Annotated in this window: 16 protein-coding genes; 14 read left to right on the plus strand and 2 right to left on the minus strand. The window is 38.0% G+C overall.

Going from position 1 to position 15,933, the window contains the following annotated elements; all coding sequences use genetic code 11:
- Window positions 1-483: 483 nt before the first annotated feature.
- The 3 genes from D1839_RS18870 (at window position 484) to D1839_RS18880 (ending at window position 2,809) form a co-directional block, all read left to right on the plus strand.
- Window positions 484-1,662: a Ger(x)C family spore germination protein gene (locus D1839_RS18870; RefSeq protein ID WP_158589702.1), complete on the plus strand. Its 1,179-nt coding sequence runs from the start codon at window positions 484-486 to the stop codon at window positions 1,660-1,662.
- Window positions 1,663-1,885: 223 nt separating this feature from the next.
- Window positions 1,886-2,080 (plus strand): YppG family protein, encoded by a 195-nt coding sequence (locus tag D1839_RS21480; RefSeq protein WP_158589703.1) that lies wholly within the window; start codon window positions 1,886-1,888, stop codon window positions 2,078-2,080.
- Window positions 2,081-2,371: 291 nt separating this feature from the next.
- The gene (locus D1839_RS18880; RefSeq protein WP_120381346.1) at window positions 2,372-2,809 is read left to right on the plus strand and encodes a CBS domain-containing protein; all 438 of its coding nucleotides are present in this window, start codon (window positions 2,372-2,374) and stop codon (window positions 2,807-2,809) included.
- A 361-nt stretch (window positions 2,810-3,170) separates the two neighbouring features.
- Here D1839_RS18880 and trhA read toward each other — a convergent pair whose 3' ends face one another.
- The gene (trhA, locus tag D1839_RS18885; protein WP_120381347.1) at window positions 3,171-3,818 is read right to left on the minus strand and encodes a PAQR family membrane homeostasis protein TrhA; all 648 of its coding nucleotides are present in this window, start codon (window positions 3,816-3,818) and stop codon (window positions 3,171-3,173) included.
- 157 nt (window positions 3,819-3,975) lie between these two features.
- On the opposite strand from trhA, the gene D1839_RS18890 reads away from it, so the two are divergent.
- The 9 genes from D1839_RS18890 to D1839_RS21160 all read left to right on the plus strand — a co-directional run bounded on the left by D1839_RS18890 (window position 3,976) and on the right by D1839_RS21160 (window position 11,321).
- The gene (locus tag D1839_RS18890; RefSeq protein WP_120381348.1) at window positions 3,976-4,554 is read left to right on the plus strand and encodes a DUF1836 domain-containing protein; all 579 of its coding nucleotides are present in this window, start codon (window positions 3,976-3,978) and stop codon (window positions 4,552-4,554) included.
- A gap of 53 nt (window positions 4,555-4,607) precedes the next feature.
- A complete protein-coding gene (locus D1839_RS18895) occupies window positions 4,608-5,573 on the plus strand; it encodes an MsnO8 family LLM class oxidoreductase (RefSeq protein ID WP_120381349.1) in 966 nt (321 codons plus the stop codon).
- Window positions 5,574-5,593: 20 nt separating this feature from the next.
- Window positions 5,594-6,202, plus strand: coding sequence for a DedA family protein (locus D1839_RS18900; RefSeq protein ID WP_120381350.1), 609 nt, complete (start codon window positions 5,594-5,596; stop codon window positions 6,200-6,202).
- A gap of 830 nt (window positions 6,203-7,032) precedes the next feature.
- Window positions 7,033-7,239, plus strand: coding sequence for a hypothetical protein (locus tag D1839_RS18905; protein ID WP_120381351.1), 207 nt, complete (start codon window positions 7,033-7,035; stop codon window positions 7,237-7,239).
- 80 nt (window positions 7,240-7,319) lie between these two features.
- On the plus strand, window positions 7,320-7,673 hold the full coding sequence (locus tag D1839_RS18910; protein WP_120381352.1) for a lmo0954 family membrane protein: 354 nt from the start codon (window positions 7,320-7,322) through the stop codon (window positions 7,671-7,673).
- Between the two features lie 24 nt (window positions 7,674-7,697).
- Complete coding sequence (locus tag D1839_RS18915; protein ID WP_120381353.1) at window positions 7,698-8,330, plus strand: PspA/IM30 family protein; 633 nt, start codon at window positions 7,698-7,700, stop codon at window positions 8,328-8,330.
- Between the two features lie 596 nt (window positions 8,331-8,926).
- The gene (liaF, locus tag D1839_RS18920) at window positions 8,927-9,661 is read left to right on the plus strand and encodes a cell wall-active antibiotics response protein LiaF (protein ID WP_120381354.1); all 735 of its coding nucleotides are present in this window, start codon (window positions 8,927-8,929) and stop codon (window positions 9,659-9,661) included.
- Window positions 9,658-10,695 (plus strand): sensor histidine kinase, encoded by a 1,038-nt coding sequence (locus tag D1839_RS18925; protein ID WP_120381355.1) that lies wholly within the window; start codon window positions 9,658-9,660, stop codon window positions 10,693-10,695. Before liaF ends, D1839_RS18925 begins: the two co-directional genes overlap by 4 nt.
- Window positions 10,692-11,321 (plus strand): response regulator, encoded by a 630-nt coding sequence (locus D1839_RS21160; protein ID WP_120381356.1) that lies wholly within the window; start codon window positions 10,692-10,694, stop codon window positions 11,319-11,321. The genes D1839_RS18925 and D1839_RS21160 overlap by 4 nt, the downstream gene beginning before the upstream one ends.
- Window positions 11,322-11,409: 88 nt before the next feature.
- Here the strand turns inward: D1839_RS21160 and D1839_RS18935 are convergent, their stop codons facing one another.
- Complete coding sequence (locus D1839_RS18935) at window positions 11,410-12,456, minus strand: aromatic acid exporter family protein (RefSeq protein ID WP_120381357.1); 1,047 nt, start codon at window positions 12,454-12,456, stop codon at window positions 11,410-11,412.
- A 388-nt stretch (window positions 12,457-12,844) separates the two neighbouring features.
- On the opposite strand from D1839_RS18935, the gene aceA reads away from it, so the two are divergent.
- A complete protein-coding gene (aceA, locus tag D1839_RS18940) occupies window positions 12,845-14,122 on the plus strand; it encodes an isocitrate lyase (RefSeq protein ID WP_120381358.1) in 1,278 nt (425 codons plus the stop codon).
- A 325-nt stretch (window positions 14,123-14,447) separates the two neighbouring features.
- Window positions 14,448-15,719, plus strand: coding sequence for a C40 family peptidase (locus tag D1839_RS18945; RefSeq protein ID WP_199690419.1), 1,272 nt, complete (start codon window positions 14,448-14,450; stop codon window positions 15,717-15,719).
- Window positions 15,720-15,933: the final 214 nt, after the last annotated feature.

Here is a 15,933-nt window from a genome sequence, read left to right on the forward strand (position 1 = left end):
TTTAATGGTTTTGTCATGAAAAAAGTCTTGCATAAATGATCATCTCCTTATTGGAAAGTATATCCATTTACACAAAATTTTTTGCACTCTCGTTTTTTTATTATCGTGATACACTTTGTGACAGCTTTCACTTGAAATCATTCATATTTACGACTTGAGCAGGCTTAAAATCATCGGATTAACCCCCTAATTTTGGACAAAAGCACTCTTAAACTAATATTTACTTAGAAAATCGCTATTTTTCATGGATTACCTTCACTTTTGTTCTTCTAAGATGATAGCCAATGCTATCATTCCATCAAGGGTAAAGGCTTTGCCCTTCGCTCTGCTTCGCCCTTGGTTCCATGTCAGCATTGGCATGTTGTAAGGCTTGGAGAAAGTGAAAGGGAATTGGAAGAGGGCTCCTTTACATTCGCGCGTATAAAAACGAGCAATGAGGGAAAAAGAATAAAAATGGAAACCATAACGAAAGGAAGGAAGAGGTTGGTTAAACAGATTATCGTATTTATTATGTGTAGTATTTCCTTCCTGTTTCTATCAGCATGCTGGGATCGTATAGAAATTGAGGATCGTGGATTTGTAGTTGGCTCGGCAATTGATTTGGTAGAGAAAAAAGATAACAATAAGTACGAAATATTACTTACCAACCAGTTTGTTATTCCTGCGGGTTTGGGTACTCCACAACAAGGTGGAGGGGCACAACAAAAAGCATATAAAAATATTACGCTAAGTGGAGAAAGTGTGTTTGAAATCATTCGTGAAATGGCGACGCTATCTAGTGAAGCGCCATTTTTTGCCCACCTCAAAGTTGTTATTATCTCAGATAAAGTAGCTAAAGAGCCAGAGCTCTTGCCAAAAGTGTTAGATGTTTTTATACGTGATCATGAAATGCGCAGGGGCATAAAAGTACTAATTACTGAAGAAGGAGTGCAAGCAAAAGATACTTTGGACATTTTGCCTGACGATCAAAAGGTTCCAGCCCTTTATATTGAATCTTTAATGGAAAGTAATTATAAGAGTGCTCGTGCATTAAAACCGGTACCTGTAGGACAATTACAGGAGTTAATGCTTAATAATAGAAGCTATGCACTTCCGGAAATAAGTATTGTCAACGATAAATCTTTAGATTATAAAAATGCTGCGGTTATCCGTGCAGAGGAGAATTTAATGGTTGATTCTTTATCAGACAAGGAGACGATAGGATTAACTTTATTAACGGAGCGCGATCAAAATGTCCCTATTCATGTAGATATGGATGGAGAATCAGCAGTCGTTGAATTAACAAGTGGTGGGAATTCCTTTCATTTTTTGAATACGGATAAAGATAATCTTAAGGTAGAAATTAGATTGAATTTGAAAGCAACTGTTGCGGAAATACATGGATCCTCTAAGATTGTTTCAGAATCTTTTATAAAAAGGTTGGAGCGTGCAACAGAAAATAAAATAGCTGAGTTAACAGAAGGGACGATTAAAGTATCGCAAAAAGATTTACAAGTTGATATTATTGGCTTAGGAGATGAGGTGTTTCATCGCCATTATGATCTTTGGCAACAAGTAAAGAATGACTGGGATACAGGAAAAAATTATTTTTCAAAAGCCGAAATAGTTGTTAAGGTTGATACGACAATTAAGAAAACAGGGGCTTCTGACAATTTTAAATAATTTGTTTAAACTACTCGATTGGTGGAGACACGTAAGAAATGTACCAAGCTTAGAAGGGTTTGTTAGAACCAATTCACAAAATAAAAAAGAAATAAGCAAACTGTCTATGCACCAATAATAAACCTCTCATAAACTAGAATAGAATATGGAGTGAGAGGTGATGATCATGTTTTCAAACAGGCCAATAAAGTAACCTATGAACCAGCATGAACGAAGGCAGCCGATGTGGATAGGGCGACAGTTGGAGACAAGGAATGCTCAACAAACATCTTCCCGAATGGAAAGTGTATTATCTTCTTTCCGGAATAAAGATGGGGAAATAGATATGAATAAGATAACAGAGGTAGCTTCACAAGTCCATAAGCTGTATGGGCAAGTTAGTCCTCTGCTAACATCGTTTGTACAAAGGAAGAAATAAGTTTTTATAATTAAAAACGCAACTTGGCGAGCCTCGTTTAAATGGATAGCGTTTTCTTGCTGGAAATTATTTAGTTTACTCAAATGGTTGAAGGGTGTTCAAAAAGACTGGAAATAAGCTTTAATTAATATTACGCTATGCCTATCCGTAATTCAGGCGTAACGGAAAACGTTTCCCGAGTATTTTATTTGCTTTCTGGGCACCTCTGTTAAGTTAAAACCAAATATTTCTAATCCAATTTATCATAAACTTGAACAGATTAAGACAAGCTAATCCAAAGGAGGTTATATTATGAAGCAACAAATACGTAATTATATGACAAAAAACGTTTATACAGTAAATGAATCACAAACCATTCAAGAGGCAGCGGCTGTTATGAGTGAGTATAATATTGGCGCTATTCCCGTTGTAGATGACCAAGGGAATATGGTAGGTATGGTTACTGATCGCGATATTACGCTTCGATCTACTGCGCAAGGTGAAGCTACCCAAACTCCCGTTTCTCAAGTAATGACAGCGCAACAAATTGTTCATGGGACGCCTGAGATGGATATCCATGAAGCCGCTGAGTTAATGGCACAGCAACAAATTAGACGTTTGCCTATTGTTGAAAATGGTAAACTTATTGGAATGGTTGCATTGGGAGACTTGGCGGTTGATCATCAATTGCAAAATGAGGCAGGACAAGCTTTATCTAGTATTTCTAACCCTTCTAGCCCACAGCAATAACAAAAGAAGTATTCTGACCATGTGAAAACATGTTCTCAGGGTACTTCTTTGCAAGATAAGAAAGTATAAATTTAGCGACTTTTGGATAACAACATAATCGAACAACCACGTCCGGCTTCATCGCCCAGCAACTAGACGACTTCACGAAATCGCCTTCCGATAAGTCATCATTGGTTCGTGCCTCACCATGATTCCTAAAACTTTAGTTGCTTCGATCCAGTCGCTACGTTGCTAACCGGGCGCCCTGCGCCTTTGTTCCACTATAGGAAAGGATAAGATTTTTTTGGTTTATAGTATAAGAAAAACAAAGGCTTCCGCCATAAGACTTGGCGACAAGCCAAGTTTTTCTAATATATAAACATTATAACACATATGCATAAACAGAAATAAAGTGGCACAAACTTCCTGCCAAAATAAACAAATGAAAAATTTCATGAAATCCCATATGTTTAAAATTCAATGCTTTAGGTTTCAATGCATAAATGATGCCACCAATGGTATAGATGATACCTCCTAAGACTAGAAAAATCATCCCTCCAGTAGTAATGATTGGAGCAAGAGCTGAACTAAAGAATACAACGATCCAACCCATCCCAATATATAATAAAGTAGATAACCATCGTGGACAGTGAAACCATACTAATTTAAAGACGACGCCTAAAACAGCCAAAGTCGTAACTATAGTAAATAATGTCCAACCTAAAGTACCTTTTAAACTAATCAGGCAAAACGGCGTATACGTTCCGGCAATTAATATGTAAATCATGGAATGGTCTATCCGTCGTAAAAAACCAATTACACGGTCTTTAGCAATCACCATATGGTAGGTTGCGGAAGCGGAATATAATAATGTCATACTTAATCCGAAAATAACTACTGCAGTAATTACAAGCGGTGATCCCCCTGTTTCACTTGCTTTGAAAATCAATGCTAATAGCCCAATAAACGATAGTACCGCACCGAATAAATGTGTAAGTCCATTAATCGGTTCGCGAATGTATACACCCATTAAATCAACACCTTCACTGTATTAAGTAGTTTTTAAAACTATATAACCATAATATATGTATTTTATGATGTAGTCAAGGTTTACTTCCCTTTTTTTCTTTCGTATAATGATGAAGGTAAGCTAATAATGGTATAGAACGTATAAAAGAGGGTATGGAATGGAAAATTTGAAAGATTTTATGAAGCAAATGCAGTTGAATAGTCAGTTGTCATTAGATGATATTCCAAATTTGGATTTATATATGGATCAAGTTATTCAACTATTCGAAAGTACGTTCGAGGGATTAAAGCGAGATGAGCAAGAGAAGGTTTTGACGAAAACAATGATTAACAATTATGCAAAAGGAAAGCTGTTTTATCCCATCGACAATAAGAAATATTCAAAAGATCATTTAATGTTAATCGCAATGATTTATCAATTAAAGGGTGCACTCTCCATTAATGATGTAAAAACAACGTTATGCAAGCTGAACAAAATGGTGGTAGAAGATAACTTTGAATTAAAGAAACTCTATAAAAGCTATGTCCAACTTGCCGACGAAAGTATAAAACAGCTGGAAGCAGAAATGAAACAATTGATTGATGATGTCGAACAACAAAGTGAAACATTAGCTAGTAACGACGCTGATTACTTGCAAGAACTTTTGCTAGTGGCATCCTTTGTTAACATGAGCAATTACTATCGGCGAGCTGCGGAAAAGATGGTAGACCGAATTGCTGCGAAGAATGACAAATAATGATTAGATTTTTAAAATATGGGTAATGACTAAATGAAAGCGGGGGAAGATAGTTGAAACTCAGTATTTTAGATCAAGTGCCTGTGCTAAGTGGCGCTATGTCCAGAGACGCTATTTTGTCCACATTGGAATTAGCCGAAATGGCTGAGCGATTCGGTTTTACACGGTACTGGGTCGCTGAACACCATGATATGAAAAGGTTTGCCTGTCCTGCTCCTGACATCCTTCTTGGTTTAATTGGAAGTCGCACTAAGAAAATAAGGATTGGCGCTGGTGCAGTGTTACTGCCTCACTATCGCCCGTATAATATAACCGAAAGATATAATGTATTAGCGACGCTGTATCCCAAAAGAGTAGATGTTGGAATTGGCAGAGCTCCAGGAGGGTCAGCAGAAGCAACGATAGCTCTTTCGGGAAACTTTTTAGAAAACGTCAAAAAGATTTCTGCTGATATAGATGAGCTGGTAGCTTTTTTTCAGCAAACATTTACCAAAGATCACCTTTATGCAAATGTGGCTCCTACGCCCATCCCAAATTTTTCGCCTGACCTTTGGTTGTTAGGAACTAGTGAAAAAAGTGCTAAACTAGCTGCTGAAAAGGGTATGTCATATGCGTTTGGGCATTTTATGACAGAGCAGGATGGACCAGCAATTGTTGATGGTTATCGAAAACGGTATAATGGAAAAGTTATCATTGCTGTTTCAGTAATTTGCGCACCGACATCAGAAGCGGCCCGAAAGCTTGCGGAAAGGGCTGATATAGAAAATAAAAAGTTTAAAGAAAAACATATAAGTAAGGCTACAAGCAAAGCAGTTCGAGATCGTGATAGGTCGAAGGGCGATGTGTCCACGGAAGGACTGACTGCAAAATATATCTTAGGAAATCCAGAGCAAGTACATAAACAGTTGCAATCGTTACAAAAAATATATCAAGCAGATGAAATCATGATTTTAACGAATACACCTGATTATGAAAGCCGAAAAAATTCTTACCGATTAATTGCACAAGCCTGTTTATAGATTGGGAGAGGTGTACATACATGCAAGATTGGGTAACATCCATTATGGAAGAGTTTGGTTATATTGGCGTATTTCTAATGATGGCATTAGAGAATATTTTTCCACCCATACCATCAGAGATTGTTCTTCCTTTTGGGGGATTTTTAACCACAACTACCGATTTGACTGTGCTTGGTGTGATCATTGCAGCAACCGTAGGATCTGTACTTGGTGCAATTATTTTGTTTGGAATTGGTTTGCTCCTTGATGTAGAACAATTAGAAAAAATAATTGATCGGTATGGACACATTTTGCGGATAAAAAGAACAGATGTTAAAAGGGCGGATGCTTGGTTTGATAAATATGGTTATTGGACAGTATTTATTTGCCGTATGATACCTTTAGTAAGGAGTTTGATCTCGATTCCAGCTGGGATGTCGAATATGAATTTTGTCAAGTTTGTAATACTAACGATTACCGGAACTCTCATTTGGAATACAATCCTTATTTTAATTGGTATGCAACTTGGGGAATCTTGGACGGATATTTTGTCATTTATGGAAGTATATTCGACATTCGTTTATATCGCTATCGGTATAGGGACGGTGATCATTATTTATATGATTCTTAAACGTAGAAAGCAGCAATAATTTTGCTGCTTTTTTTGTAGGATAAGAAAGTATAAAGTTAGGAGTTTGTGTATTACAACATAAGCGATAAGTCACATCCGACGCATGAGCCCAGCAACAATGCGATTTTAGAAATGCGTCCTCCGATAAGGCATCATCGGTTCGTGGTTAATAGGAAGACCACTAAAAACGGGTTTGCCGCTCAGGTGGCGGCATACTCCTGTTGCAGGAGCATGATTCCTAAAACTTTCGTTGATTCGTTCCATTCACCTTGCTAAACGGGTGCTTGTAACTTTATTCTAGTGGGTAATGTATGGTTAATTATGTGATGAAGCGCCCCCTAAAAGTTAGACGCCGTTATTTCATTAGGAGTAGCTTAGTAAAATGAGTTCGGTATTGCACCGGACTCATTTTTACGTGCGCCGTGCATGGACGAAAACTTGGTGGTGAAAGCCCACTACAGGCTTGGCAGTAGGAACTGTTAGCGAAAGGCAGGGTGGCTATCCTGAGGTAGTGGCTGAAGGAAGCCGGACGCAAACTCCTGAACTGACGAACAGAAACTAGATAGAAGGCTGACTTAGGTCGGATAAGTCTGCAACACAAGATAAAGTCCAATACTGCCCGAAACCTATACAGTAAATCTAGCAGTTACGTGGGAGGAAAGTTTTCGTTCTTACCGGGGGAGGTCTTGTGAGGGTGACTTGTGAGTTGAATGAAAACGAGCCGACGCAACCAAGGTGGTGACATCTTGGTGAATCACAAGAAGTCAGCAGAGGTCGTAGTAGTGTGAAAGGGCCAAAACATGAAGAACCGAACAATAGTAATTTTGAAAAGTCTAGGAGGTGTGAAAGGTGCGAGAACTACAGAAAACAGGAAAATCTGGCTATCGACAGAGAGATGGTGTGGAACATAAAGGGTATGTCGAAGTGCATAGTGCCTTTCATGGTGAGAAGAACAAACAAAATGGTGTATCCAATCTGTTTGAAAGAATCCTGTCAAGGGATAATCTGAATCAAGCTTATCTCCACCATGGAGAATACGCCTCAAGTACTAGATGAAAATATGTCTTCCGTTCATTACGGAACAACGATATGGTCTGTATGATAGAAGTAAGCTAAAGGAAGGAGGAAATCATCCGATGAAGAAATTTCTTTTATTTCTAGCAGGATTAACAGCGTTTATTGTCCTACTGGCTAATTTAGGTCCAATGGTATTTTTGGGACTTGGCATATGGCTACTTTATGTTATCTTTAAACAGTTTATGAAAACTGATTCAACAGCAGGAAAAATCGGCTGGGTTATCGTAGGGCTCATCGTGCTAAGTATTACCATCTCAAATATGTTTGCGTTAATTGGAGTTGTCGCAGCAGTTGCACTATACATGATTTATAAAAGTTGGAAGAAAGATACAGATGATCCAGTTGTTCATCACATAGAGGAAGACGATCCGTTTACGAATTTTGAACGTCAATGGGCTGAATTTAATAAGTAATTATTGAAAAAGGAGAGACAAACAATGACCAATATTTTTACGAGAATGAAGGAATCTGTCGTTAGCGACCTACACCATCTAATGGATCAAAAGGAGCAAAAAAATCCGATTGCAGCTTTGAATCATTACCTTAGACAAAGCGAGCAAGAAAAAGAGAAAGTTCGAAAACTATTAGAGCGCCAATATAAATTGAAGGATGAATTTTTAAAAGAATATCAATTAGCCCAAGACTTAGCAGATAAACGTTTAAAGCAAGCGAATATTGCGGAAAAAGCTGGCGAATTGGAAATGTATGAATTTGCTATTGGTGAGCATCAAGAATATCAAGTACGAGCTGAGCGCATGAAAGCATCTCGCGACGAGGCTGCAGCAGAGCTTGAAATACTCGAGCAAAAGTATGAAAATATGAAGCATAAATTAAAAGATATGCATCTGCGTAGAATGGAATTAATGGGTCGTGAAAATATCGCCCGTGCAAATCATCAAATTAATCGCGTAATTGATGAAACGTCAGATAAGCCATTCTCTAAGTTTGCGGAAATGGAACGATACATTGAAGGACTTGAATATAAGGTGAACAGTGCTTATTATCGCAGTACATTTGATCATAAAATGGCAAAGCTTGAAAAAGAAATGGCAGAAAAAGAAGAGGCGTAGGAAAGAGGGAATTTACGTTTCCATAGAAACTTGCTTCAGAGTATAACGAACGATGGGGAAACTTTTTCTCGGTAAGTGAACATATCTTCTTCGCTAAACAAAAACATGGTATACTATACAGGCGCAAGAGATTGCGTCTGTTTTTAATCTACCACCATAGAGTGTAAAGGCATTTGAAGCAACAGGACAAATTCTAACTAATAGTAGCGGAAAAAACTTAGAAAAGGAACATGGGTTTCAAGACGGGGATGAACTATTTGCATTCGGCTAATTCATCCTGGTTTTTGGGTTTTCTACGTACTATAGGAAAGTATAAACTTAGGTGCTTGGAGATAACGAAATAACCGAATAAGACACGTCCGGCGAATAAGCCCAGCAACGATGCGACTTTAGAAATGCGCTACGATAAGCCATCATTGGTTCGTGGTTAAGAGGAAGGCCGACTAAAAACGGGCTTGCCGCTTAGGCGTCGGCATACTCCTGTTGCAGGAGCATGATTCTAAAACTTTCGTTGCTTCGCTCCAGTCGCTACGTTGCTAAACGACCGCTTGCGCCTTTGTTCTGAAGGAATATTATAAATAAAGGAGGGTTACTTCATGTTTAAACGACTATCGACAGATACACTAAATTGGATATTAATTGTTGGAGTAATCCTCTTTATTTTAGAGATTACCTTTTTTCAAGGTGGCATGATTATTCCGGCACTTTTTTTTGCTTTGCTTATTTATATAGGACGTCAAAATTTTGAAAAACTATGGGGAAAGTTGTTTTTTTGGTCTGGAATTATAGGCATTATCTTTTCTATATTAAATATGTTAGCCATCCGATTTTTTGTCGTTGCTGCCATTGCGATATTTCTTATTAATTATTCGAAATCAAAAAAAGTAGCAAAGTGGGTGGAACCGCATCTGAATTCACAGCCAAAACAAGAAATTAAAGAAAACTTGATTCATAAGCGCCCGTTCTTTGATCACCGTTTTTTTGATGACCAAAGGACGGATGATACAGCTTATCAATGGAGAGATGTGAATATTCATGGTGCTTTTGGTGACAGGGTCATTGATCTAAGTAATACGGTGTTACCGAATGATACGGCTGTCATATCCATTCGGCACCTTGTTGGTAATATTGAAATCTACGTACCATATGATGTAGAGGTTAGCATCCATCATAGTTCCGTTATCGGACGTGCACTCATATTTGGAAATTATCACGAAAGAATCATGAATCAAGCATTATTGTACCAAACGAAAGATTATGATACATCGTTTCCTCGAGTAAAAATAATTACCTCCATCATCTCTGGGGATATCGAGGTGAAACGTACATGAATCTGCTATTTCGTCATATTTCTACGTCTGTTTTCTATAGTATCGTCCTGACCATACTAGTAACTGGGGTGACACTTTTTGCTTTTGTAGAAGATTGGAGCGCTATTTTTGATAAGAAGATCGAAGACATTTCCTTTTTATTTATCTTGTTTGTAATTCCGGTTTCCGTGGGGATCGTTACAGGAACTGTGACAGGTTTGTACTGGCGTCAACGTATTCACTATTTGGAAAAGAAAATGGAAGAAATTATAAAAGGGCAAAAACTGAATTTTGATTTGGAAATTCCAAAAGATCTAGGTCAAATGCAACATTACCTTGAACAAGTACAGCATAAGATTAGAATGCAAACAGAGCATGCGCAGCGCTTAGCGACAGAAAGAGCTGTAGAAAGAGAACAAAGCTTACAGGAAATTGTTGTTCAAGAACGAAACAGACTAGCACGAGAATTACATGATTCCGTAAGTCAGCAATTATTTGCAGCCTCTATGATGATGTCGACAATCACAGAAACGAATCCACCTAAGGATGAAACCATACAAAAACAACTTCGTATGGTAGAGAACATGATACATCAATCACAGTTGGAGATGCGAGCACTCCTTTTGCATTTACGACCAGTGGCTTTAAAAGGAAAGTCTTTACAAGAAGGTACGCAAGAATTGCTTATGGAGCTCACGCAAAAAGTACCCATGCAAGTTGACTGGAATATTGAAGCTTTTACGGTTGATAAAGGTGTTGAAGATCAATTATTCAGAATACTTCAAGAGGCTTTATCTAATACATTGCGACATGCAAAAGCCAATTCTTTACATGTGATGTTAGTAGAAAGAGATGGGAATATTATTTTACGCGTAACCGATGATGGAGTTGGATTTGATATGGGTAAGCTGAAAACAGGATCTTACGGTTTACAAAATATGAAAGAAAGAGCTTATGAAGTAGGTGGAAGCTACAAAGTGATCAGCTTTCCAAACCAAGGCACACGCTTGGAAGTGAAGGTTCCTCATTTTGAGAGAGGAGGAGAGGAAGAGTGATAAGAGTTTTATTTGCAGATGATCATGAAATGGTCCGGATTGGGGTTACCTCTTATTTGTCCGCACAATCTGACATTGAAGTAGTCGCGGAAGCAGATGACGGTGGACGAGCGGTAGAGCTCGCTTTGAAATTAAAACCGGATATCATTTTAATGGATCTCGTTATGAAAGAAATGGATGGCATTGAAGCAACGCGGTTGATTATGGAAAAATGGCCAGAAGCCAAAATTATTATTGTGACTAGCTTTTTAGATGATGAAAAGGTATACCCAGCTTTGGAGGCAGGTGCTACAAGTTATATGTTGAAGACCTCCAAAGCCGAGGAAATTGCAAAAGCAATACGTGCTACTTTTGAAGGGCAAACTGTTTTAGAACCAGAAGTAACGGGGAAGATAATGAATCGCATGCGTTCACCGGAGCGGGCCTTGCATGAAGACTTGACAGACAGGGAGCGGGAAATTTTATTGTTATTGGCCCAAGGGAAAACAAACCAAGAAATTGCTGATCAATTATTTATTTCTTTAAAGACGGTTAAAGTTCATGTGAGTAATTTGTTGTCAAAGTTGGAAGTACAAGACCGAACACAGGCTGTTATTTATGCTTTTAAGAATCATCTAGTTGAGTAGGCTACCAAAAACGAGTGCATGGCCATGTAGCTCGTTTTTTAGTTGAGCAACAAATTAAGTAGATAGCAATAAATTTAGGTACTTCCTTTTAACGTGAGTGCTCGACTAATTTTGTTTCTCTTTTTATATCTTTTCCATATTCCAAAAATCGCTCGGTTAACTGACAAATGGTAAGTAATTCATACGTAATGATTAGCTCCGGCGGGAAATTTGCTACAATAGCATCTGGTTTTCGGCTGGCAACCCCGTTTTCTCTCCAGTACAGTTCCCTCAGTTTACTAATGTGTGCCTGTTTTAATGCGGTTTTACGATTAAAAGTATCTACAAGTTCGTCGGTAGCTTGACGAATAATCTCTTTTTCATGATCATGCCAAAGGTCATCCCGTAGTCTTGTGTTGACAACATTGTCAATATGATAGTGGATCAGTTTGAGACAAGTGAGCTGTTTTTCGACATGCTTAAAAAATCTCTTTTCACTTTTTGTTAATGGGTGGTATTTCGCTTCTCCTTTTTGAAATTGGATAAGTGTTTCTGTTTGGCGAATCTTTTTATAGACAACATCTGTCAGTTTCAATGTAGTGGCAGCTGTTGTTAGTTGTTCAGCCGTTACTGCATAAAACACTTTTTCGATCTTGATTGCTAAACGTTTTCGGATTGCCATCATATTTTCAGTAATATGCGACGTATAGTCAGGTGGTAAAACAAACATATTGACCCCAGTAGAGATGACTAAGCCGATCGTAGTTGTTCCTAATCGTATAAGAAAAGAAATAAAATAATTGCTATGAATTACTTCCACCATGGCTACTGCTGTGAGTGTGGCAACTAATAATCCTGCATGTAGTTTTAAACGGAAGCATGTCACAATCGTCAATGTAGCAGCAAGTGCATATGTTATTGCAGAGTTTCCAAACAGGTAAATAAAGAATACGGAATATGCAGCTCCGATTGCTGATGCCGGGAAACGCACAAACCCTTTACGAATAGAATCCGAAACGGTTGGTTCGATTGTTACGATGGCAGTTATAACTGCAAATACAGCCGGGGCATGGAACAGCTCGCAAATCCAGGCAGTTAGAAAAACCGCAACGCCAGTTTTTACGACCCTGCTTCCAATAAAGTGGGAAGGTTTCACAAACGTTCATCTCCTAGAGGTTATACTTACAAAATGCGATATCCTCATCTATTTTCTACTAAGTAAATAAAAATTTCAACCTAATTTAAAAAAGGGGTTGCATTTTTCAAACAAATCTCATAAACTGTATTATAACAATAACAATATTATTTATCTGTTGTATAAAAGGAGGGGTTGAAAGTGAAAAGAAGCAAAGACATGGTTATGTGCCCAGACTGCGGAAAAGAGATGGAAGGGATAAGTATCATTCAAGAATGCGATCACTGTCTTTCGAAGAAACAAGACTAATTTTTTTGGGTATTCTGTTATATAACAAATAAATATGTAATATAACAAATGGTGTTGGGATAAAAGGGAGTTTTTACAATAACAAAGGGGGAATTTTACAATGACAAACGATCGGATAAATGGTTTGACAAAGGCTTGGGAAAACGATGAACGGTGGATAGGGATAGAGAGGCCTTATAGTGCAGAGGATGTTATTCGTCTTAGAGGATCGATGGATATAACCTATACATTGGCTGAGAATGGATCAAAAAAATTATGGAAGTTGTTGCAATCGGAAAATTACATTCATGCGCTGGGAGCGCTAACAGGAAACCAAGCTGTTCAGCAAGTAAAAGCTGGGCTAAAGGCGATTTATCTGAGTGGTTGGCAAGTGGCAGCAGATGCAAACCTAGCAGGGCAAATGTATCCGGATCAGAGTCTATACCCTGTAAATAGTGTGCCAAATGTGGTGAAGCGCATTAATCAGGCGTTACAACGCGCTGATCAAATCCACTATTCAGAAGGGAAACAGGATATCGATTGGTTTGCACCGATCGTAGCTGATGCAGAGGCTGGATTTGGGGGTCAATTAAATGTGTTTGAATTAATGAAGTCGATGATTGAGGCAGGAGCATCAGGGGTCCATTTTGAGGACCAACTATCATCAGAGAAAAAATGCGGACACCTAGGAGGTAAAGTATTGCTTCCGACACAGACAGCCGTGCGTAATCTAATTGCTGCCCGCTTAGCTGCGGATGTGATGGGAACACCTACTGTTATCATTGCTAGAACCGATGCAAACGCTGCTGATCTTATTACGAGTGATGTAGATCCATATGATGCTACATTTATTACTGGAGAACGAACACCGGAAGGTTTTTATAAAACAAAGGCAGGAATTGATCAAGCTATTGCAAGGGGGCTTGCTTATGCTCCTTACGCTGACTTAATTTGGTGTGAAACATCAGAACCAAATTACGAAGAAGCAAAGCAATTTGCAGAAGCTATTCGAGAAAAATACCCGAATAAAATGCTAGCTTATAATTGCTCTCCATCATTTAATTGGAAGAAAAAGCTAAATGACGATGAAATTGCCAGTTTCCAAGAGCAACTAGCAAATATTGGATATAAATTCCAATTTGTTACATTGGCAGGATTTCATGCTTTGAATTACAGTATGTTTGAACTAGCTAGGAAATATAAGGTCCAAGGTATGAAAGCATATTCGGAATTACAGCAAAAAGAATTTCATAGTGAACAATACGGCTATAGTGCAACAAGACACCAGCGTGAAGTTGGAACTGGGTACTTTGATGAAGTGGCACAAGTTATTTCTGGAGGGGCCTTTTCAACTGCAGCATTAAAAGGTTCGACAGAAGAAGAACAATTTACTTCTTAAGAAAATTAAAGAAATTAAAATGATTATAATGAAATCTTTTATCCGTACAGGAAAAAAGAAATATTTTAGCCTCTATGTTGGCAATAAAAAGGAGCGTTATTCCTTAGCGAATCAACGCTTCTTTTCATGAACGGTAAAACATTATGTCGCATTTGAAATATAATTGTAATACTACTATAATACGCTTGCAATTTTTTGCTGTTATAATACGAATTGCCTAAGAAAATAGTTATACATAAAATAATAGTCTATTCATAACAGCCAAACGAAAAGATAGATACATATAAAATAGGGCTGAATTCTATATAAAAAGCGGGGGAGTATGTTGAAAAAGTCAATTGTAACAGTTGCGACTGTGACAGTCGTAGGTTTTAGTAGCGCATTTTTTCACACGCAGGTGCAGGCGGAAACATTAGGAGGTTTGAAGGATAAGCGGACGGAGATTCAAAATGAACGTGCAGCAATCAAAGCTGACTTATCGAAAGCAGAAGCTAAGATTGCCGATGTGTTAATTGAGTTAGAAGAATTAAATAAACAAATAACTCAGTTTAACGAAGCGATGAAGGAAAACAATGCACAAATTGAAAAAGTCAAAGCGGATATGACTAAAAAAGAACAAGAAGTGGACAAGCTGGAAAAAGAAATTGCTGCACTAGAAGACGCGATTGAGAAACGTTATAATAAATTAAAAGAGCGTGCAGTTTCTTACCAAAAAAGCGGTGGAGATGTTAGTTATTTAGAAGTGGTTTTTGGTTCTAAAGACTTTGGAGAATTCATTAACCGCGTATCAGCAGTGAATAAAATCACAAATTCAGACGCTAAACTTTTAGAAGAACAAGAAAACGATAAGCAAGAAGTAACCAAAAAACAAGATAAAGTGCTTAAGAGTTTAGAAGAAATGGAAGATCTGCAAGTAGAATTAGAAGGCATGCAGGAAACTATTAAAGAACAGAAGCAAGAAAATGAGAAAAAAGAAGCAAAGCTAAAAGATAAAAAAGCTGATCTGGAGACTTTAAAAGAAGAGTTAAAAGGAGAAGATAGCAATTTGGCTGCTCTTCAAGCAGAAGTAAAACAAAGCGTTAATTCAGAACGTCAGCCAGCAACATCGACTAATAACACTTCTTCTGTTTCTGCTTCTGTAAATAACGATTCAAATGATGGAGATGTGCAAACATTAAACAGCAAGAGCCCTGCTAAAGCAAAGGCCAAAGCTAAACCTTCAGCTGGAAGTGGTGGATTAAGTGCAGTAATTAACGCTGGTTATCCGCATTTAGGTACACCTTATGTTTGGGGTGGCAAAGGTCCAGGTGGATTTGACTGTTCCGGATTTGTATCTTGGGCATTTGCTCAAGGAGGATATTCTATTCCATCAAGCACGAGCGCTTTAGTTGGGGTAGGTCAGAAGATTTCGTATAGCGAAATACAACCTGGAGATCTAGTTTTCTTCGATACATACAAGAAAAATGGACACGTTGCTATCTATATCGGTGGAGGACAATTCATCGGTGCCCAAAGCACACCAGGGGTTTCTGTTGAAAGTATGTCTAATACTTACTGGAAAAATGCATTTAAAGGCCACGTGCGTCGCGTGCTATAATCAGATGAAAAGAAGCTGGAACATAACTAGCCGAATATAAATAAAAATGGTTGCAATCATCGGTTTTTGATGATTGCAACCATTTTTTGTGGCTCTATACTAAATGTTGGGGTTGCCACACAATTTGCGCATAAAAATGGCTCTATACTAAATGTTGGGGTTCCCACACAATTTGCGCATAAAAAAATATACACGCAAACATCCAATTCTTTTA

The organism is Roseburia sp. 1XD42-34 (assembly GCF_009917385.1).
In the GTDB taxonomy this organism is placed as follows: domain Bacteria; phylum Bacillota; class Bacilli; order Bacillales; family Amphibacillaceae; genus Virgibacillus.